Annotated in this window: 16 protein-coding genes and 3 tRNA genes; 8 read left to right on the forward strand and 11 right to left on the reverse strand. The window is 49.2% G+C overall.

Translation table 11 applies throughout. The annotated features are described in order from the left end of the window. Nucleotides 1–8 precede the first annotated feature (8 nt). Together PXG97_RS01910 and PXG97_RS01915 are read left to right on the forward strand one after the other, a co-directional pair. Nucleotides 9–725, forward strand: a complete 717-nt coding sequence (locus tag PXG97_RS01910) for a 16S rRNA (uracil(1498)-N(3))-methyltransferase (protein ID WP_276496026.1) — start codon at nt 9–11, stop codon at nt 723–725. A gap of 17 nt (nt 726–742) precedes the next feature. Then, a complete protein-coding gene (locus PXG97_RS01915) occupies nt 743–1,405 on the forward strand; it encodes a DUF4159 domain-containing protein (protein ID WP_276496027.1) in 663 nt (220 codons plus the stop codon). 132 nt (nt 1,406–1,537) lie between these two features. Here PXG97_RS01915 and PXG97_RS01920 read toward each other — a convergent pair whose 3' ends face one another. Beyond that, entirely contained in the window at nt 1,538–2,056 is a 519-nt protein-coding gene (locus tag PXG97_RS01920) for a hypothetical protein (protein ID WP_276496028.1), read from the reverse strand. Nucleotides 2,057–2,199: 143 nt separating this feature from the next. On the opposite strand from PXG97_RS01920, the gene smc reads away from it, so the two are divergent. Beyond that, nucleotides 2,200–5,736, forward strand: a complete 3,537-nt coding sequence (gene smc, locus PXG97_RS01925) for a chromosome segregation protein SMC (RefSeq protein ID WP_276496029.1) — start codon at nt 2,200–2,202, stop codon at nt 5,734–5,736. 102 nt (nt 5,737–5,838) lie between these two features. Here smc and PXG97_RS01930 read toward each other — a convergent pair whose 3' ends face one another. The 5 genes from PXG97_RS01930 to PXG97_RS01950 all read right to left on the reverse strand — a co-directional run bounded on the left by PXG97_RS01930 (nt 5,839) and on the right by PXG97_RS01950 (nt 9,897). After that, complete coding sequence (locus PXG97_RS01930) at nt 5,839–6,390, reverse strand: 1-acyl-sn-glycerol-3-phosphate acyltransferase (protein WP_276496030.1); 552 nt, start codon at nt 6,388–6,390, stop codon at nt 5,839–5,841. A 102-nt stretch (nt 6,391–6,492) separates the two neighbouring features. Beyond that, nucleotides 6,493–7,122, reverse strand: a complete 630-nt coding sequence (locus PXG97_RS01935) for a hypothetical protein (protein ID WP_276496031.1) — start codon at nt 7,120–7,122, stop codon at nt 6,493–6,495. 81 nt (nt 7,123–7,203) lie between these two features. After that, a complete protein-coding gene (locus PXG97_RS01940) occupies nt 7,204–7,971 on the reverse strand; it encodes a patatin-like phospholipase family protein (protein WP_276496032.1) in 768 nt (255 codons plus the stop codon). Nucleotide 7,972: 1 nt separating this feature from the next. Continuing rightward, a complete protein-coding gene (locus tag PXG97_RS01945; protein WP_276496033.1) occupies nt 7,973–8,815 on the reverse strand; it encodes an MBL fold metallo-hydrolase in 843 nt (280 codons plus the stop codon). A gap of 131 nt (nt 8,816–8,946) precedes the next feature. After that, entirely contained in the window at nt 8,947–9,897 is a 951-nt protein-coding gene (locus PXG97_RS01950; RefSeq protein WP_276496034.1) for an acetyl-CoA carboxylase carboxyltransferase subunit alpha, read from the reverse strand. Nucleotides 9,898–10,123: 226 nt separating this feature from the next. Here PXG97_RS01950 and PXG97_RS01955 point away from each other — a divergent pair. From PXG97_RS01955 to PXG97_RS01965, 3 genes are all read left to right on the forward strand, one after another. Continuing rightward, nucleotides 10,124–10,197: transfer RNA gene (locus PXG97_RS01955), tRNA-Asp, on the forward strand. A 58-nt stretch (nt 10,198–10,255) separates the two neighbouring features. Continuing rightward, nucleotides 10,256–10,329: transfer RNA gene (locus PXG97_RS01960), tRNA-Asp, on the forward strand. A 58-nt stretch (nt 10,330–10,387) separates the two neighbouring features. After that, nucleotides 10,388–10,461 (forward strand) — tRNA-Asp (locus tag PXG97_RS01965). Nucleotides 10,462–10,601: 140 nt separating this feature from the next. Here PXG97_RS01965 and gmd read toward each other — a convergent pair. The 5 genes from gmd to PXG97_RS01990 all read right to left on the reverse strand — a co-directional run bounded on the left by gmd (nt 10,602) and on the right by PXG97_RS01990 (nt 16,941). Next, complete coding sequence (gmd, locus tag PXG97_RS01970; protein WP_276496035.1) at nt 10,602–11,720, reverse strand: GDP-mannose 4,6-dehydratase; 1,119 nt, start codon at nt 11,718–11,720, stop codon at nt 10,602–10,604. Between the two features lie 58 nt (nt 11,721–11,778). Beyond that, nucleotides 11,779–12,714 carry a GDP-L-fucose synthase gene (fcl, locus tag PXG97_RS01975; RefSeq protein WP_276496036.1) on the reverse strand — a complete coding sequence of 312 codons (936 nt, stop codon included), beginning with the start codon at nt 12,712–12,714 and terminating at the stop codon, nt 11,779–11,781. 40 nt (nt 12,715–12,754) lie between these two features. Then, complete coding sequence (locus tag PXG97_RS01980; RefSeq protein WP_276496037.1) at nt 12,755–15,127, reverse strand: GumC family protein; 2,373 nt, start codon at nt 15,125–15,127, stop codon at nt 12,755–12,757. 10 nt (nt 15,128–15,137) lie between these two features. Continuing rightward, nucleotides 15,138–15,920: a polysaccharide biosynthesis/export family protein gene (locus PXG97_RS01985; RefSeq protein WP_276496038.1), complete on the reverse strand. Its 783-nt coding sequence runs from the start codon at nt 15,918–15,920 to the stop codon at nt 15,138–15,140. 139 nt (nt 15,921–16,059) lie between these two features. Further along, nucleotides 16,060–16,941 carry a DUF481 domain-containing protein gene (locus PXG97_RS01990; protein ID WP_276496039.1) on the reverse strand — a complete coding sequence of 294 codons (882 nt, stop codon included), beginning with the start codon at nt 16,939–16,941 and terminating at the stop codon, nt 16,060–16,062. Nucleotides 16,942–17,072: 131 nt separating this feature from the next. Here PXG97_RS01990 and PXG97_RS01995 point away from each other — a divergent pair, with 131 nt between their 5' ends. Further along, entirely contained in the window at nt 17,073–17,537 is a 465-nt protein-coding gene (locus tag PXG97_RS01995; RefSeq protein ID WP_276496040.1) for a hypothetical protein, read from the forward strand. A gap of 78 nt (nt 17,538–17,615) precedes the next feature. Beyond that, the gene (locus PXG97_RS02000; RefSeq protein ID WP_276496041.1) at nt 17,616–18,269 is read left to right on the forward strand and encodes an HD domain-containing protein; all 654 of its coding nucleotides are present in this window, start codon (nt 17,616–17,618) and stop codon (nt 18,267–18,269) included. Nucleotides 18,270–18,283 lie beyond the last annotated feature (14 nt).

The following is an 18,283-nucleotide window of genomic DNA, read 5'->3' on the forward strand; positions in this document are numbered from 1 at the left end:
GTAAAATTATGCATCTATTCTTTACTCCCGACATTTCAGGCGAAACTTATACATTAAGTGAAGAAGAGTCAAAGCATTGCACCCGCGTGCTGCGTCTGAGCCAGGGGGACACAGTTTACTTGGTGGATGGCGTTGGAGGCATGTATACCGCTATCATCCAGGATGCACACCAGAAACGCTGCCAGCTACAGGTTGTCGAAAAGCAGAAAGAGTATGGTAAGCTTCCTTATGTCTCGCACATCGCTGTGGCTCCCACTAAAAACCTGGACCGCATGGAGTGGTTTGTGGAGAAGGCGGTAGAGATTGGTGTGAGCGAGATCACGTTTTTGCTTTGCGAGCACTCGGAACGACGCAATCTGCGCCTGGATAGGCTAGAGAAAATAGCCATCAGCGCTATGAAGCAATCCAAGAAAGGCTACCTGCCCCTGCTACACGACATGACTTCTTTTCAACATTTTCTACAGCAGCCCCTTCCGAAGCAAACATTTATTGCTCATTTAGAAGATGATGCCACTAAAAGTATAAAGGATCACTACAAGTATGGAGAGCCGCACTGCATTTTAATCGGCCCCGAGGGCGACTTCTCCTCCTCTGAAATTGCTGCTGCCTATGAGGCTGGTATTAGGCCCGTCACGCTGGGCCAAAGCAGGCTCCGCACCGAGACTGCTGCCCTAGTAGCTTGCCATACCCTAAACATACTCCACGATATCTTTGAAACGTTGTAGAAGTATACTCTTTGCCTATGAAACGACTGCTGCTTTTCCTGCTGATTGTGTGGCTAGCCCCCACCGCAAGTATAGCCCAAACCCAAAGCTTTAAAATAGCCAAGCTTAAGTATGGCGGCGGCGGCGATTGGTACGCCAATAAAACTTCGCTGCCTAACTTAATCAGGTTCTGCAACCAGAACTTGAACATGAACATCGCTAGCGAGGAAGAGACTGTGGAAGTAGGGAGCCCGGAGCTGTTTTCTTATCCTTTCGTGCACATGACGGGCCATGGAAACGTTGTTTTTTCAGATGCCGAGGCTCAAAACCTGCGGAATTACCTGCTCAGCGGCGGCTTTCTTCACATTGATGACAACTATGGCCTTGATCAGTATATCCGCAAGGAAATGAAGAAGGTTTTTCCAGAGCATGAGTTCGTGGAGCTCCCCTTTGATCATCCGATCTATAGGCAGAAGTACAGCTTTCCGAGAGGCTTGCCAAAAGTGCACGAGCATGACAACAAGCCGCCACGAGGATTTGGGATAATACACGAGGGACGCCTGGTGTGCTTTTATTCGTATGAAACAGACTTGGGGAATGGCTGGGAAGACCAGGAGATATACAACGACCCGGAGCCAATACGGCAGCAGGCATTACGCATGGGCGCCAACATACTCACTTTCGCCCTGACGCAGGAGTAAACTTGCCACTTGATTTTGATATTGTCTAGCACAAGGCAATGCGAAGGCTGTTTTGCTTTCCTGCTCAGATTCATAACGCTAGAAACTAACTTCGTCTAGGCTTGGCTCGATCACAAACCCACACCTCCAGGACTAATTATACTTTCGGTTAAAGATCTCGGTCAGAATGATGGCCTCGCGGGCAGAGGCAGGGTTGCGCAGCATTTCTGCATAGCGGCTGGTGTTTATAGGGTGCTGTTGCGCATAGGGTTTGAACACGTCCTGCCTGCGCAACTTAGCCTGTTTGGCAGCTTCTATGGCCTCTGCCTTCTTCTCCCAGGATAACACTTTCGGAGATATGTTTTCATAACTTCTATACTTGGGTGCCGTCTCTGCAACAGGGGGCATTAGGGGCTGCACCTGTTCACGCGTACGCTCTTTAGCCTGCTGCACCACCTCCTGCCCCTTCCGCCGTGCTTCATTCATTTTAGGCTGCAGCTCCCGCAGTATGTCTTCAAATGAAGTAACCGGTGTCGAAGTCTGCTGTCGTGGCCTTCGGCTTTCTACATCTACGTCCTCATCCTCACCACCTTTAAAGGCTTTGCGCCACTGGGTTAGCAGAAAATAAGCTACTGCGGCCAGAATGTATATTATGATTTTAAAATCGTCCATGGTATCAGCGTCTTAACCAAAGATAGCAAAATATATACATCATTTTATGGCTTATAATCATTAATTATACCTTTACAAGAGGTGTAGGATTGAAAATTCATCTTATTTTTGAAGATAGAACATAGAGTTTCCGCAACACGCGAATGCAAGTTTCAAAATTAGAGATTAAAGGGTTCAAAAGTTTTGGCGACCGCGTCGTCATTAACTTCGACAACGGGATTACAGGTATTGTGGGGCCGAACGGCTGTGGCAAATCCAACATTGTGGACGCCATACGCTGGGTACTGGGCGAGCAGAAGACCCGCAACCTGCGCTCCGACAAGATGGAGAACGTTATCTTTAACGGCTCCAAAACCCGCAAGCCGGTGCAGATGGCCGAAGTGTCTATCACCTTCGACAATAACAAAGGCATCCTGCCGACGGAGTACTCACAGGTGACCGTGACTCGCAAATACTACCGCTCCGGTGAGAGCGAGTACATGCTGAACGGAGTGACCTGCCGATTAAAAGATATCAATGAGCTTTTCCTGGATACAGGCATCGGCTCTGACAGCTATGCCATCATTGAGCTGAAAATGGTGGACGAGATCCTCAACGACAAGGAAAACTCTCGCCGCTTGCTGTTTGAGGAGGCTGCCGGTATCTCTAAATTCCGGGTGCGCAAAAAGCAGACGCTGAAGAAGCTGGAGGAAACGGATGCCGACCTGGAGCGCGTGGAGGACTTGCTGCACGAGATCGGCAAGAACATGAAGACGCTGGAACGACAGGCAAAACAGGCAGTTAAGTACTTCAACTTAAAAGATGACTACAAGAAGCACAGCCTGGAGTTTGCCCGCCGTAACATTGCCCAGTACCAGCAAACACTGGAGCGCCTGGAGCAGGACGTGCAGCAGGAAACAAACCTCAAGGAAAACTACATTGCAGTCGTAACAGAGGCCGAAGACGCCATTGCCGGCCAAAAGGAGGAGCTGAACGAGACGCAGGAAAGGCTGTCGGAGATGCAGCGCACCATGCAGGTACAAACTGCCAAACTGCGTCAGCTGGAAAACGACATTAAGCTTAAATCCGAGCGCAGCACCTACCTGAAAGAGCGCCTGCAGCAGTTACGCCAGCAGATTAGCCAGGATACGGCCAACGTGGAGCATACGCAGGAAAGTATACTGGAGCTGCGCGATGAACTGATGACGGTGCAGGATAGCTTTGCCGAGGCGGAAGAGCAGGTTGCCACCATGAAAGAGCAGCTGCAGGAGGCCAATGAGCAGAAGGCAGAGCTGCAGGAGGCTTATCAGGACCTGGTGCAGCAGCAGAAAACTAAGCAGAACGAAGTATACCAGCTGAGTAAGTCGCTGGAGATAAGCCAGGTACAGATTCAGAACATTAATCAGGAACTGGAGCGCCTACAGCAGCAGCAGCTTACCGCCGATGAAGATGGCCGTGTGCTGCAGGAGCAATTGCAGGAGGCGCAGCAGGTGCTGGAGGAGCGCACTTCGGAGATGGTGCGCCTGCAGGCAAAGGAAGAAACGCTGCAGCAAAGCATAGAGGCTACGGAGGCTAATATTATTGACCTGAAGGGGCAGCTGGTAGAGCTGAACCGCACCCTTGATTCCAAGCAGAACCAGTATAACCTCACCAAGTCTCTGGTAGAGAACATGGAGGGTTTTCCGGAGGCGATCAAGTTCCTGAGCAAGTCAGAGAGTTGGGCCAAGCCGGCTCCTCTCCTATCCGATATCCTGGTTTGCAAAGCTGATTACAAGCCGCTTATAGAGAGTTATCTGGAGCAGTACATGAACTACTTTGTAGTGGATGAGCTGCAGGATGCCATAGATGCCATTGCGCTTCTGAAAGAGGAAAACAAAGGCCGGGCTAACTTCATTGTGCTGTCGGAGATCGAGGACCTGGAGCCCACCGCCACCTTTAGCGAAGGCTGCCTGGAGGCAGCTTACGAAATGGTGTCAGCTGATAAAAAGTACGGTAACCTGCTCAAGTACATGCTCCGCAACGTCTACATCACCGATGATGCGGAGGAAGAGCTGTACGGCCATGAGTACAAGACGATCATACTGAAAGATGGCAGCGCTATTCGTAAGCCGCTAAGCCTGACGGGTGGCTCTGTGGGCGTGTTTGACGGCAACCGCCTCGGCCGCAAGCAGAACCTGGAGAAGCTGGCTGAGGAAGTGGCCGAACTGCAGGAACAAGTGGAGCTGCTGCAGAGCCGTATTAACACACAGAATCAGATCCTCCAGAACCACAGAAACGACTCCGAGAAGGAAACGATAAAAGGGCTGGAGAAAGAGGTGAGCAAGCTACAGCAGGACCTGCTCACCGTGCGTATCAAACATGAGCAGCACCAGCAGAACATCCGCAACTTCGACCAGAAGCGGGATGAGCTACACGAGCGCCTCTTAGAGCTGCGCGAGCAAAGTATGGAGGTGTCGCCGCAGGCCGAGGCAGATATGAAAGAGCTGCAGCGCCTGGAGGAGGAAATGGCCGTGTATACTGCTAACCTGGAGCGCCAGCAGGAGCAAATCTCCGTGATTTCCGGCAGGTATAACCAGGAGAACATCCAATACCACCAACTCAAGAACCGCTTCGCCAGCCTGCAGCAGGAAATTAGCTATAAGCAGAAGTCGGTGGAGACAAACCAGGAGCGCATTGAGGGGCTGAAGCAGGAACTGGTAAAATCGGAGCAGGAAATAACAGAGGCAGAAGCGTTTATACTTGAGAACCAGGAAGTGGTGGAAAGTATGAACGAGGCCCGCCGTGAGTATGGCGAGCAACTGGAAGAGATCGAAAAGGAATACTTTACGCTACGCGGTGACCTGGATGAGAAAGAGAAAAGCATCCGCGAGATGCAGCGCAAGCGCCAGAACTCCGATGAGCTCCTGATGCGCATGCAGCAGGCCAAAACGGATACACAGCTGAAGCTGGTGGCTATTAAAGAGCGACTGGCGGCAGAATTTAACATCTCAGATGAAGATTTTGCCAGCCCTGTACCGGAAGAAGAACTGCTGATCCCATTGTCAAATGAGGAGCTGAGCCAACATATTGCCACAGTTAGATCTCAACTGGATAAAATGGGGCCGGTTAACGCAATGGCCGCTGAGGCCTATGCCGAGATCGAGGAGCGCGAAAAGTTCATCACTGAGCAGCGCAACGACCTGGTAAACGCCAAGAACTCCCTCATCGACACGATCAATGAGATAGACACGGTAGCGAAAGAGAAATTTATGGACTCTTTCAATCAGATCAAGGACAACTTTAAACACGTGTTCCGCAGCCTGTTTACAGAGGAGGACAACTGCGACTTGGTTATCTCTGACCCGAAAAATCCGCTGGAGGCAAAGATAGAGATCATGGCACAACCAAAAGGCAAACGCCCGCTCACCATCAACCAGTTGTCTGGTGGGGAGAAAACGTTGACGGCCATTTCACTTCTGTTTGCCATCTACCTGCTGAAACCAGCTCCGTTCTGTATTTTCGACGAGGTGGATGCGCCGCTGGATGATGCCAATATTGACAAGTTCAACAACATCATCCGAAAGTTCTCAAACGATTCGCAGTTCATCGTTGTAACGCATAACAAGCGTACCATGTCCTCTACTGACGTGATGTACGGCATCACGATGATTGAGGCTGGTATTTCTCGTGTCATACCGGTTGACCTGCGCCAAATCGCTTAAAGGTGTATTAAGAGTAAAACAGGAAGGGCCGCTTTTTCTTAGCGGCCCTTCCTGTTTTTAGATATAGTCTGAGAACAAAAAATGAGAACAAAAAAACAGCTCCTACCTTACCCCCTGCTCCGGATACTTAGCGGTTTTGGTACGGTAAAACGCCATTATCTTTTCGATGTCAGCTTCTACATCACCTGATGGTATAATGGTGGGGCCAATACCAGCTTCTTTCTTAGCATAGTCCAGGTAGCCGAGCACAATCGGCACGTTTGCGCCTAGCGCCACATAGTAAAAGCCTCTACGCCACCGTGGTTGGTATTTTCTTGTACCTTCTGGGGTTACCATCACACACATGTCACCAGGTGTTTCTTCAAAGATACGGATCATGGCGTCTACCATACGTGTGTTCCGGGAGCGATCAATAGGAAGTGCACCCATGGCCTTTAAGATGGGCCCAAAGGGAAACTTCATGAATTCTTTCTTAATCGTATACTTGATGGGAGCCTCCATCAGGTAAAAAGCGGCACGGGCGTACACAAAATCCCAGTTGCTTGTATGTGGTGCAGCAACCATTACGCATCGGCGGTCTTGCGGCGCCAGGGTGCCATTCAACTTCCAGCCGGTTGCCTTGAAGAACAGCTTCGAAATAATCTTTCCGATCATCTACAGTTAAGGGTGTATAAAGTAAAAAAGTAGGCTATAGTATAAACTAGCCTACTTTATAGGGTAAAACGTGGATGTATAGTTACGCACTTCCGCGCTGTTTTACAAGGCCTCCTTTATAATTTGAGACGTTCTTCTTAGCAAATAGGCCTGTATGCCCACTCCTATCATCGGGCCAAAAGACACGTTAGCGTCATTTCCCTGCCACTCGCGCGTATAACGGAAAGACAGCATCGGTTCAACAGCTATTTTCTCATTCACAAAAATAGCATAGCCTACCCCCAATGTCCCCTGGGCAATATCAGTTTTATCGCCAGTAGAAAAGTTTAGCAGACCGCCTTTAAGGTTTAGCTCCCCGAAGATGCCATTGTCCAAGTAATAGCGCGTAAAAGGCCCCCCCAGCAAGTATGTTCGCCTAAATGTTTGCTTGGCCCCTTCCACTGATACAATGTAGCTCTCATGGCTCATACCTAAGTCTATGCCAATGGCTAAATCATGTATCAGGAAGTACCCGCCCTTAAAATTCAAGTTGGCTAAAATGTTGGTGCCTTCTTCCGGGCCGAGCGGCTGGTTCAGCTCCCGTGTAGTTTTCTGAATAGCGGCATCCAGATTACCGCCGATCATTACAGAGCCGTGCTTCACCTTGGCTTTCCACATGAAGCTTTTGTTTTCCTGTGCCACAGCGGCAGCAGAAATCAAAAACAATACTACTAAAGCTTTTAAAATTTTCATGGTCTTCCTCAACTCTATCCTCCCTTTACGTCAAAACCATTAAAAGATATACATTAAATGATATTTATTATGTTATATTTTTTAATTATTATTTACTAACCTCCTGATATAGCGCTCCATATGCATGGCATAGCGGTACCCAACATCAAAAATCTCATCCGCTTTTCGGAAGCTGGTAAGCCGGTATGACTTTAGCTCCTGCGGCTCCAGGTAAAGATCGCACTGGTTTAGGCGCAGTTTAACATTATTGTTGATGGCCAGCATTACGGTGCGCTCTATCATACCGGTGAGGGATGTAATCTTTACCTGATGATTAATAGGGTTCACATGCACCGCAATCTTCACATCACAGTTGTTATACAACGGCTCTATAGGAAGATTATTGAGCAGCCCCCCATCGCTCAGTGTTTTCCCGTTATAGATGATGGGCTGGTAAAGTATGGGAACGGCTGAGGAGGCAAGCAATGGCTTGATCACCTCTCCGGAAGAGAAATAAGCCGTCACTCCTTCGTTCATCTCTGTAGCACTGACCACCACAGGTATCTTCAGATCCTCAAACCTTAACGTAGCCCCAAGGTACTTCTGGTACAGTTTCTCAACCTCCTCCAGATGCAGCAGGCCTCTCTTCCCGAAAACCGGCCGCATGACATGGAATACACTTAGTTCTTTGATCAGTCTCAGGATCTCGTCGGGAGTATAGCCATAGCCGTATAGCACACCGGCAATGGCACCGGAACTCACACCTGAGATCATGCTGATCTTCACCCCTTGCTCGTCCAAGGCCTTGAGCACACCTAAGTGCGCAATGCCCCTGGCGCCGCCTCCTGACAAGGCTACCCCAACCCGCATCCTAAAGATCTGAGAGGCTGAATGTTTCTTTTAGGCGAACGCCCTTCTCGGTGTGCTGCACCGTACAGCATTGGTTTACGGCATCGTGCTCAAAAAACAGCACCAAATCCTCTTCCGCGGCCCTGTTCAGGAAAAGACCCTTCTCGTCCAGCGTCAGGAGCGGGCGGGTGTCGTATCCCATCACGTAGGGCAGCGGGATATGCCCTACTGAAGGCAACAGGTCAGCCATATAGGCAATTTTGCGCCCCTTATAGTCTATGATAGGCACCATCATCTTATCGGTGTGCCCATCAGCATAAAAGATCTCAAACTGCGGAAAAGGAGAAGGCGCATTAGGATCGACAAATTTAAGGTGCCCGCTCTCCTGCATAGGCATTATATTCTCTTTGAGGAAAGAAGCTTTCTCACGGGCATTGGGCTTGGTTGCCCACTCCCAGTGTGCGGCATTAGACCAGTAGGTGGCATTTGGGAATACGAGCTCCAGAGCCCCGTCCTGGTTTCTATACTTCACGCCGCCCCCGCAGTGGTCGAAATGCAGGTGCGTCAGGAACATATCTGTAACATCCTCGGGCGAGAAACCGGCAGCTTTAAGAGACCCTAATAACGTAGCGTCGCCATGCAGGTAGTAATGGCTGAAGAATTTTGCGTCCTGCTTGTCGCCAATGCCATTGTCTATCAGAATCAGCCTGTCCCCATCCTCAATCAGCAAGCAACGCATGGCCCAGGTACAAAGGTTGTTCTCGTCAGCCGGGTTTGTCCTTTGCCAAAGCGTTTTGGGCACCACCCCGAACATGGCGCCGCCGTCCAGCTTAAAAAGTCCAGTTTCAATAACGTGTAGTTTCATGTTGCTCTTGCTTTGAGGATAATCCGTTTTGATGATATACTATCGTAAACGGGGTAAAAAGAAAAATGAATTAGGGTAAAGAACATATGGTCTCGCCCCTAATTCATTCAGGTATTTGGATGGTGCATGACTTAAGCTTCCAGCACCACTCCCATGTTAGAGAACTTCTCGATGCGTTCCATGATACGTTCTTCAGGGTCCATGGTTCCAAGCTCGTCCAGTAATCGGATGATTTCTTTCTTCAGGGTAGCCATCATCTTGTTCGGGTCCAGGTGAGCGCCTCCAAGTGGCTCTTTGATGATGCCGTCGATCAGTTTGTTCTGCAGCATGTCTTTAGCCGTGAGTTTTAGCGCCTCAGCAGCTTGCTCCTTATAGTTCCAGCTGCGCCAAAGTATGGAAGAGCACGACTCCGGGGAGATTACGGAGTACCAGGTGTTCTCCAGCATCATCACGCGGTCGCCGATGGCAATGCCCAAGGCACCACCCGAGGCTCCCTCACCAATGATGATACAGATGACCGGCACCTTCAGCATAAACATTTCTTTCAGGTTGCGCGCAATTGCCTCCCCCTGGCCACGTTCCTCAGCCTCCAGACCAGGAAAAGCGCCCGGCGTATCGATAAAGGTAACGATCGGCTTGTTGAACTTCTCAGCCATCTTCATCAGGCGCAGCGCCTTTCGGTAGCCCTCCGGGTTAGCCATCCCAAAGTTGCGTAACTGCCGCTGCTTGGTGTTGCGGCCCTTCTGCTGGCCAATGAACATCACACTGTGGCCTTCCAGCTCACCAAAGCCACCTACCATGGCTTTGTCATCACTTACAGTGCGGTCGCCGTGCAGCTCCACGAACTTATCTGTGATACCGTGGATATAGTCTAACGTGTAAGGTCTGTCGGGGTGGCGCGAGAGCTGCACGCGCTGCCAACGGGTTAGGTTGGCATATGTCTCTTTCTTTAGTGTCTTGATTTTCTCTTCCAGCGCCTTCACTGCCTCCGATACATCAACCTGGCTCTCGTTAGCCAGCTTTTTCATCTCCTGCAGTTTGCCCTCCAGGGCGGCAATGGGTTGTTCGAAATCTAAAAGCATAAGTTCGTAGCTTGTGTTTAGTACCACAAATTTAAGGTTTTTGGCCAATGCACGTAACACAAGTATGAATTTATACTTGCCTTAAAAAATAATTCACCTGTAAATGAAGCTGTTTGCTGTTTCAAGCTAAAATATAGGGCTAAAATGATGCTGAGGATTTGCACATTTAAATCCGGGAATATACCTTTGCATCACTTTAACACGAAAAGTTAAGGAAAAGACAAACGGTCTGGTAGTTCAGTTGGTTAGAATGCCGCCCTGTCACGGCGGAGGTCGCGGGTTCGAGTCCCGTCCAGACCGCAGATTAAACCCTGCGGTTAGTAAAAGGAGCAAGAGGCTCCGTAGCATCAAAAGTATTGGTCTGGTAGTTCAGTTGGTTAGAATGCCGCCCTGTCACGGCGGAGGTCGCGGGTTCGAGTCCCGTCCAGACCGCAGATTAAACCCTGCGGTTAGTAAAAGGAGCAAGAGGCTCCGTAGCATCAAAAGTATTGGTCTGGTAGTTCAGTTGGTTAGAATGCCGCCCTGTCACGGCGGAGGTCGCGGGTTCGAGTCCCGTCCAGACCGCTCTTAAAAGAGCCTGTGTGTGAACGCAGGCTCTTTTTTTGTGCCCATCAAACTCCTATCATGGTATACCAAAAAAGTATGAAAGGCCGGCTGAGCGAACTCAACCGGCCTTTCATACTTTTTTGGTATACTTATACTTTCTACTGAAGCTCGTGGTAATTATATACTTTATGCCCTCCCTCAACCAGGTAGCTGTCACGCTTGAAAAGCTCGATGTCTGACTCCATCATATCCTTCACCAGGGCAGGCAGGTCATACTTTGGCGTCCAGCCTAATTTCTCTTTAGCTTTTGTCGCGTCACCGATCAGCAGGTCCACTTCTGTTGGTCGGAAATAGTTAGGATCAACGCACACCACCTCACGGCCCAGTTCGAGCTGGTAATCTGGATTGCTGCAGGCAGCCACATAACCTTTCTCCTCCACTCCTTCTCCTTTGAACTCGATCTCGATGCCCAGCTCTGCAAATGACATTCTCACAAAGTCTCGCACGGTGGTGGTAACTCCTGTAGCAATAACGTAATCCTCCGGCTGGTCCTGCTGCAGGATGCGCCACATGGCCTCCACGTAATCTTTGGCATGGCCCCAGTCGCGCTTGGCATCCAGGTTGCCTAGGTATAGCTTTTCCTGTAGCCCCATACCAATACGGGCAGCAGCACGCGTAATCTTACGTGTCACGAACGTCTCTCCTCTAAGCGGCGATTCGTGGTTGAACAGGATACCGTTGCAGGCGTACATGCCGTAGGCCTCGCGGTAGTTAACAGTAATCCAATAGCCGTACAGTTTGGCCACCGCGTAAGGAGAACGCGGGTAGAACGGCGTGGTCTCTGACTGCGGCACCGCCTGCACCAGGCCGTAAAGCTCCGAGGTGGAGGCCTGGTATACTTTCGTCTTCTGGGTTAAACCAAGAATGCGTATCGCCTCTAAAATGCGCAGGGTACCAAGGCCGTCGGCATTAGCCGTATACTCCGGCGTATCAAAGCTCACCTTCACATGGCTCATTGCCGCCAGATTATAAATTTCATCCGGCTGCGTCTCCTGGATGATACGGATCAGGTTTGTGGAGTCTGTCAGGTCGCCATAGTGCAGCTTGAAGTTGATGTTCTTCTCGTGCGGGTCCTGGTATAGATGGTCAATACGGTCTGTATTAAAGCTAGAGCTACGGCGCTTAATGCCGTGCACTTTATATCCTTTGCTTAGAAGTAACTCCGCCAGGTATGCTCCATCCTGACCGGTTACACCGGTAATAAGGGCAGTTTTCATTATATGTAAAGGGTTTGTAATAAGTATAGTGAAGTATGATAGTAAACGGGTATATATACTATACTTCTACAATTTTGTTTTTGAAATCTTCGTACGCTAGCGCAATTCCTTCTTCCAAGGAGGTAGAATGCTTAAAGCCAATCGAATGCAATTTAGATACATCCATCAGCTTTCGGGGAGTACCGTCAGGCTTAGAGGTGTCGAACTCCAGTTCCCCCTCAAATTCTACAACTTCTTTCACCAGCATCGCTAAGTCTTTGATGGTAATATCCTCGCCGGTTCCGATGTTCACGAGCTCACGCCCATTGTAGTGCTCCATCAGGTAAAAGCAGGCATCGGCCAGGTCATCGGCAAAAAGGAACTCGCGGCGCGGGCTTCCTGTGCCCCATACAGTTACTGCAGCAGCCCCACTCTCCTTCGCCTCATGAAACTTACGGATCAGGGCCGGCAGCACATGAGAGTTGTTCAGGTCGTAGTTGTCATTATAGCCGTACAGGTTTGTAGGCATCACGCTGATAAAGTTGCAGCCGTACTGGTCGCGGTAAGCCTCGCAAAGCTTGATGCCTGCTATTTTGGCAATAGCGTAAGGCTCATTCGTCGGCTCCAGCGCACCTGTCAGCAAGTACTCCTCCTTTAAGGGTTGCGGTGCCAGTTTGGGGTAAATGCAGGAAGAGCCCAGGAACATGAGCTTCTCCACTCCATGCGTGTAAGCCGCATGAATAATGTTGGCCTCGATCATGAGGTTATCATAGAGAAACTCCGCCCTGTAGGTGTTATTCGCCTGAATGCCCCCTACTTTGGCGGCAGCTAGAAAGACATACTCCGGCTGCTCCTCCTCAAAAAAGCCATCTACAGCCTGCTGGTTTCTTAAGTCCAGTTCTTTGGAAGTTCGGGTGATGATGTTGTTGAAGCCCTCCTGCTGGAGCTTGCGTACGATAGCAGAGCCAACCATGCCTCTGTGGCCAGCCACGTAGATTTTAGAATCTTTATGCATATAATATACTAACGGTAGGTAAGTAAACGAAAAAGGGGAATTACCCCCTTATTCGTTTCCACAAAGACTTTGTTTCGTTATCTTCAGCATAATAGCCATAACCGTAGCCATACCCATAACCATAGCCATAATTTAGCTTCTTGTAGTCCACGTCGTTAAAAAGCACGGCCGTATTGCGGATTTTCCCAGATTCTACCTGCAGCTGTAAATTTTTAAGGAAGTCCTTGATCGTATAATCCTGCCGCACCATGAACACGTTGGCATCCGCAACCTGCATCAACTCCAATCCATCTGAAAGTATGCCAACTGGCGGAGTATCCATAATAATGTAATCAAACCGTCTCTTCAACTCTGCAACAAGGTCTTTCATGCGGTTGCTGAGCAGGAGTTCGGATGGGTTAGGAGGAATATCACCGGAAGGCAGCACATACAGGCTCTCCTGAATTGTAGTGTTGATCACCTCATCCAACGCCACATGACCAGCCAAGTAATTGCTCAGGCCAGTGCTGCTGGTAACCCCTAGATCAGAGTTGTTGTTAGGCTTGCGCATATCGGCATTCACCAAAAGGGTGCGCTCTCCCGAGATAGAAATGATGTAGGCCAGGTTTTTGGCCGAGAAAGTCTTTCCCTCCCCACTAATAGAGGAGGTGATCACGATGATTTTGCCTCCCTCTGTTGCCTCGTCTGCAACACCGGTCATGTAACGCAGGTTAGAGCGAACCGTGCGGAAAGCTTCTGCCAGCGCCGATTTCGGGCTCATGTTTGCCAGAAGGTTGTCCTCCTTTTTATTATGCCCAACAAGACCCAGCAAGGGAAGCTCGGTGAATTTCCCGATATCCTCCACTGTGTGTATCTTGTTGTTCATCAGCTCCTTCAAAAATATGAAGGCAAAGGGAAGGCCAAGCCCAATGGCAAGCGCAATACCATAGTTACGCAGCGGCAAAGGAGCCGTCTGCTTACTGATTGAGGCTTCTTTCAATATGGTGACATCAGATGTATTCGCAGCTTTAGCGATGCCGGCCTCTGCCCTTTTCTCCATCAAAAAGACATAAAGATTCTCACTCAGACTGTAAAGCCTTTGAATGTTAATCAACTGCCTCTCCGAGGATGGCAGTTTCTGCATCTCCGCTGATGCCGCATTAATCCGTTGGTCAAGGTTACGAAGGGCGATTTGGTTGGCGTCTTTCAGGCTGTTCAGGTTTTCCAGTAAAGAAGCCCTTACTTCATTTAGCTGCTGGCGCTTCAGCTTTATAGTTGGGTTCTGCTGCCCCTGCCCAGTTGAAGCAACACTTAACTCTGTTTGAAGGGTAACCAGTTGTGAAACCAGTGCATTCAGTACTGGGTCACTGACACCCAATGTGGCAGGGGCCTGGATTAACTCTTCCGGATTCTCTTTGCTTAAGTAATTTGAGAGGTAGTCATAATAACGGGCTGTAAGCAGAAGTTCAGCTTTCCGCTGCTCCAATGCCTGCAACTCCCCTGAAACTTTTGCCCCGACCGCACTGAGGTCCATCGCCGAATTACGCTTTTTGAATTCCTCCAGCCTAGATTCGATGAAGTATAACGAGTCACTTATCTGTTGTAACTGCAGGTCAATGAAGTTCAATGTACCTACTGCTTTGGCATTCTTGATGTCCAGGTTGTACTGCCGGTATGTCTCCATATGGGCGTTGAGGTAATCAATGTCCTTTTTGGGAGTGGTACCTGCCACAGTCATCACAAGCGCAGACGCATCACCACCATAGGGAGACACAGCAAGATTAGAGGCATACTGCTTAGCTAGGTTATCAAGGTCATTGATGGTGAACATGACCTCGTTCCCGCTGAATGGCTCAGGCTTAAGCAGTTCTATAGTAAAAGCGAAACCATCTATAAGGTAAGACTGTCCAAACTTATAGCTCTTATCAGCAACTTTCGCATTCCAGGTAAGATTTTCTGAGGACAAGGTATAATCTCCTTCTTCAGTTAGCGCCACCTTGAACATCACGTTGTATGGTATCTCAGTAGCAGTGGAGTCAAAGGCAACATGAATAGGGGCATCTGCTTTGTAAGCTTCTAAGAGCAGAACATTTCCTTGGACGAAATAGCTTACCTGAAAATCAAGCTTATCAAGGGTCTGCCGGGCAAGAGATTTTGTTTTTAGAAGAATGGATTCATTAGTGAGGCCTTGTGATCCCTTATAGAGCTCTGTACCATATAACAGAGCAGCTGCATTGGCCCCCTGTTGGTCATTGGTATACATCACAGAAGATGATATCTCAAACTCGGGCACAGTATACCTGTTAACAAGATAGGCTACTGCTACCGCGGCAACAGCTCCCAGTACAAAAAGATACCACTTAGAGATGGCAGCGTTTAAGAGTGCCTTAAAGTCAATGAAGCTGTTTTCCTCGGGATTGAATGTAGATTCCAACTCTTGAAAGTTATCTTGAAACTCTGGTGTAAAGAAGAATGATAGAAGTGAGCAAGCCGAAGCCAAGCGAGAATGTAGCAAAGACATTCTCACGGAAGAACTTAGCAGGTAGCGGGTCAACCACCAGCATATCATCAGGCTGAAGATAGAAGTTATTCTTAGCAAGGGTATTCTCATCCAAAAGGCTGAAGGCATAAATTTTAGCCTGTCCATCCTCGTACCGGATCAGCTTAATCTTACCCCTATTGGCAAAGCTGGTAAAGCCTCCCGCCGTTGCAATCGCCTCCACTACATTGATGTTATCTTGGTAGGTCGTGAATTGTCCTTGGCTGCCAACTTCCCCCACGATGGTATAGCGGAAGGTAAGCAGGCGAAGGTTTACCGTGGGGTTAGCCAGAAACGGCTTTAAAGCCTCCGTTACCTCCACACGGGCCTCAGGCATGGAAAGCCCTCCTAAATGCACCTTACCCACAACTGGCAACAGAATGTCTCCTGCCTCATCAATGGTATAACCGTCCAATACAGGGTCTGTCGCCCCAAAGGTTGTCGTTCCGGCACTTAGAAAATCATACTCCTGTGGTGTGGTAGTCTGAACCCGGAGCGAGAGCACGTCTCCAGTTTTTAGCGTATAAACCGGCTTTTTAAGGTCAAAGGTTTTTAGCAGTTCATCCGCCTTTCCCTGGTCCTTAACTTCGGGGTTCTCTTGCAGCAACAGTAGCTTCTTCTGTGGTACGCAGGAGGCAAAGACTGCCAGGCCTAGCACGAACCACCATGCGATAAGGGTTTTGCGCATCAGTGTTTTTTATTCCTTCAAATTCAAATGAACCGAATGGTTATTTATAAATCAGATATTCTATCGACTCAAAGGGTAAAATTATGAAAATATTGCTTTAGTAGGCAGATTTATGTACAATTATATTTCGACCAAGCCTCTAAAACTGCACCTGAATTCCGTTTGAGATAGCATAAACAAACCGGGTGACGGGTACAATGGGTTCGTCCTCAAAGGTGCAGCTGAAGTTGGTCCTGAAGGAAAACCTGTTTGTCAGCTTCACTTGCAGAGTAACATCACCGCTCACCCGGTTCCGGAAAGAGTTTATTTTATCATCATGCCCAACCTGATAGTACACGATCCCCTCGGTACTGACCTGTTCATTCAGCTTTACTTTGCCGCTTACATAATTGGTGGATTTGATCAGGTCTGATACGATTAACTGCTGTTCCTGCTCTGGATTCTCCCACTCCTCGTGCTCGTGCATAAAGCCTGAACCAACGTATAAGTTGCTGTTCTCGCCGCTGAGCAGGCGGAAACGTACGCCACCACCTGCCAAAGTGCGGAACTCCAGGCCCCTGGCTTTGTCTGCCTGTACCTGTGTAAAAAGCTCGTAAGACAGCCGCCTTCTCCGGTGCAGGTTCACTCGAAAATGCGAATATCCTGTGCTAGCTACAGTATTGCGTAGTTCTTCTGAGTCGTAGTTCACCAGCAGGTAGTTATAGTAGTTGAGCAAAAGGTAGCTGTGCTTTTCGGATATATAGGCTACATCACCATTAAAGGTGAGCTGCAGGTAGTTGTTGGGGTTGTTCTTTCCTGCATTTCGGTTAAACATGGAAAAACTCAAGCCCCCTTTACCAGTGAAATACCCTGCGGAGTCGCGCTCGACCCGGGAGCGCTCAATGTTGAGGATCTGCCCCTGCCCTTGCTGCGGAATTAAGTAAAAGAAAACAGTGAGTAGGGCAACGACGGTATAGCAAAAGCTGCCAGAAGCCCCAGAGGAGTTTTTTGTGCGCGCATTTCTGAAAGGAAAATCAAACATTTGGCCAAGTCTAACGGATATACTACAAAGGAACAAACCAATGGCGGGTTATAAAAGTATGGCTAGGGCTAAATGCGGCCACTTCTTTGAATGCGCGCTTTCTGTTCTTTCAAATTTAAAGCATTAATACCATGGCAAAGAGATCCGATGAGTTGATTGAAGCTTTGCGCGAAACAGCTAATAGGCTGGCAGAAGGCGCAAAGTATGAGTGGGGGCACATGGGCAGCTGCAACTGCGGGCACCTAGCCCAAACCATAACCAAATATACTAAGGGCCAGATACATGGGGCGGCCATGTGGCGCTACGGTGATTGGCGCGAGCAACTACGCGACTACTGCCCACAAAGCGGACTGCCGCTAGATGAAATTATAGACCAGATGCTTGAAATGGGAATAACCCGCGAAGAACTGGCGCACCTTGAAACCCTCTCCCTCCAAAGTGTTACAAATCGGCTACCAAAGCATCGGAAGCACCTGAAACACAACAAACGTGATGACGTGGTGCTATACCTAGGCACCTGGGCAGACCTGCTGGAAGCGCAAGTGCCAGCCTCTGCTAACAAAGTGCCTGTGCTACAGGAGCCTGTTTATGCTTAAACCAAAAGAGCCGCCGCAACGCCTCGCCGGGTAAAAGTTTTTCTTTAGCTTTAGGCTGGAAAAGCATCAACCCAATATATGTATAAAGAGGAAGTTATTGCTGCCGCGGCAAATTATGTCCAAGAGCTGCTGTCCGGGGAAGGATCTGGGCACGATTGGTGGCATGTACTACGTGTGTGGAACAATGCCAAACATATAGCCGCCACTGAGCAGGTAAATCTCTACGTGGTAGAGTTAGCCGCGTTGCTGCACGACATCGGGGATCATAAATTTCATAACGGGGATGAAACTGTTGGCCCACGTATGGCCCGCGAGTGGCTGGAGCGGCGGCAGGTAGAGGAAGAGACCATTCAGCACGTTTGCAGCATCATACAAGACCTATCTTACAAAGGAGCCGGCACCTCCTCTGCCATGCCTACGCTGGAAGGAAAAGTAGTGCAGGATGCCGACCGGCTAGACGCCATCGGAGCTATTGGCATTGCCCGAACGTTTGCCTATGGAGGGCACAAGAACCGGGAGCTATATGATCCGGCTGTTAAGCCAGTCATGCATGAAAGCTTCGAGGCTTATAAAGCCAACACCGCTCCCACAATCAACCATTTCTACGAAAAGCTTTTACTTTTAAAAGACCGTATGCATACAGATACCGCCAAAGACCTGGCGCAAAAGCGGCACGCGTACATGGAGGAATTCCTGGAGCAATTTTATGCTGAGTGGAACGGGGAACGCTAATACTGCGAGCCCTT

The organism is Pontibacter litorisediminis (assembly GCF_029360645.1).
Classification (GTDB): Bacteria; Bacteroidota; Bacteroidia; order Cytophagales; family Hymenobacteraceae; genus Pontibacter; species Pontibacter litorisediminis.

Excerpts from the sequence above, each read along its gene's own strand:
- PXG97_RS01910 (WP_276496026.1), top strand. The coding sequence starts at position 9 with ATGCATCTATTCTTTACTCCCGACATTTCAGGCGAAACTTATACATTA.
- PXG97_RS01915 (WP_276496027.1), top strand. The coding sequence starts at position 743 with ATGAAACGACTGCTGCTTTTCCTGCTGATTGTGTGGCTAGCCCCCACC.
- PXG97_RS01920 (WP_276496028.1), bottom strand. The coding sequence starts at position 2,056 with ATGGACGATTTTAAAATCATAATATACATTCTGGCCGCAGTAGCTTAT.
- smc (WP_276496029.1), top strand. The coding sequence starts at position 2,200 with ATGCAAGTTTCAAAATTAGAGATTAAAGGGTTCAAAAGTTTTGGCGAC.
- PXG97_RS01930 (WP_276496030.1), bottom strand. The coding sequence starts at position 6,390 with ATGATCGGAAAGATTATTTCGAAGCTGTTCTTCAAGGCAACCGGCTGG.
- PXG97_RS01935 (WP_276496031.1), bottom strand. The coding sequence starts at position 7,122 with ATGAAAATTTTAAAAGCTTTAGTAGTATTGTTTTTGATTTCTGCTGCC.
- PXG97_RS01940 (WP_276496032.1), bottom strand. The coding sequence starts at position 7,971 with ATGCGGGTTGGGGTAGCCTTGTCAGGAGGCGGCGCCAGGGGCATTGCG.
- PXG97_RS01945 (WP_276496033.1), bottom strand. The coding sequence starts at position 8,815 with ATGAAACTACACGTTATTGAAACTGGACTTTTTAAGCTGGACGGCGGC.
- PXG97_RS01950 (WP_276496034.1), bottom strand. The coding sequence starts at position 9,897 with ATGCTTTTAGATTTCGAACAACCCATTGCCGCCCTGGAGGGCAAACTG.
- gmd (WP_276496035.1), bottom strand. The coding sequence starts at position 11,720 with ATGAAAACTGCCCTTATTACCGGTGTAACCGGTCAGGATGGAGCATAC.
- fcl (WP_276496036.1), bottom strand. The coding sequence starts at position 12,714 with ATGCATAAAGATTCTAAAATCTACGTGGCTGGCCACAGAGGCATGGTT.
- PXG97_RS01985 (WP_276496038.1), bottom strand. The coding sequence starts at position 15,920 with ATGCGCAAAACCCTTATCGCATGGTGGTTCGTGCTAGGCCTGGCAGTC.
- PXG97_RS01990 (WP_276496039.1), bottom strand. The coding sequence starts at position 16,941 with ATGTTTGATTTTCCTTTCAGAAATGCGCGCACAAAAAACTCCTCTGGG.
- PXG97_RS01995 (WP_276496040.1), top strand. The coding sequence starts at position 17,073 with ATGGCAAAGAGATCCGATGAGTTGATTGAAGCTTTGCGCGAAACAGCT.
- PXG97_RS02000 (WP_276496041.1), top strand. The coding sequence starts at position 17,616 with ATGTATAAAGAGGAAGTTATTGCTGCCGCGGCAAATTATGTCCAAGAG.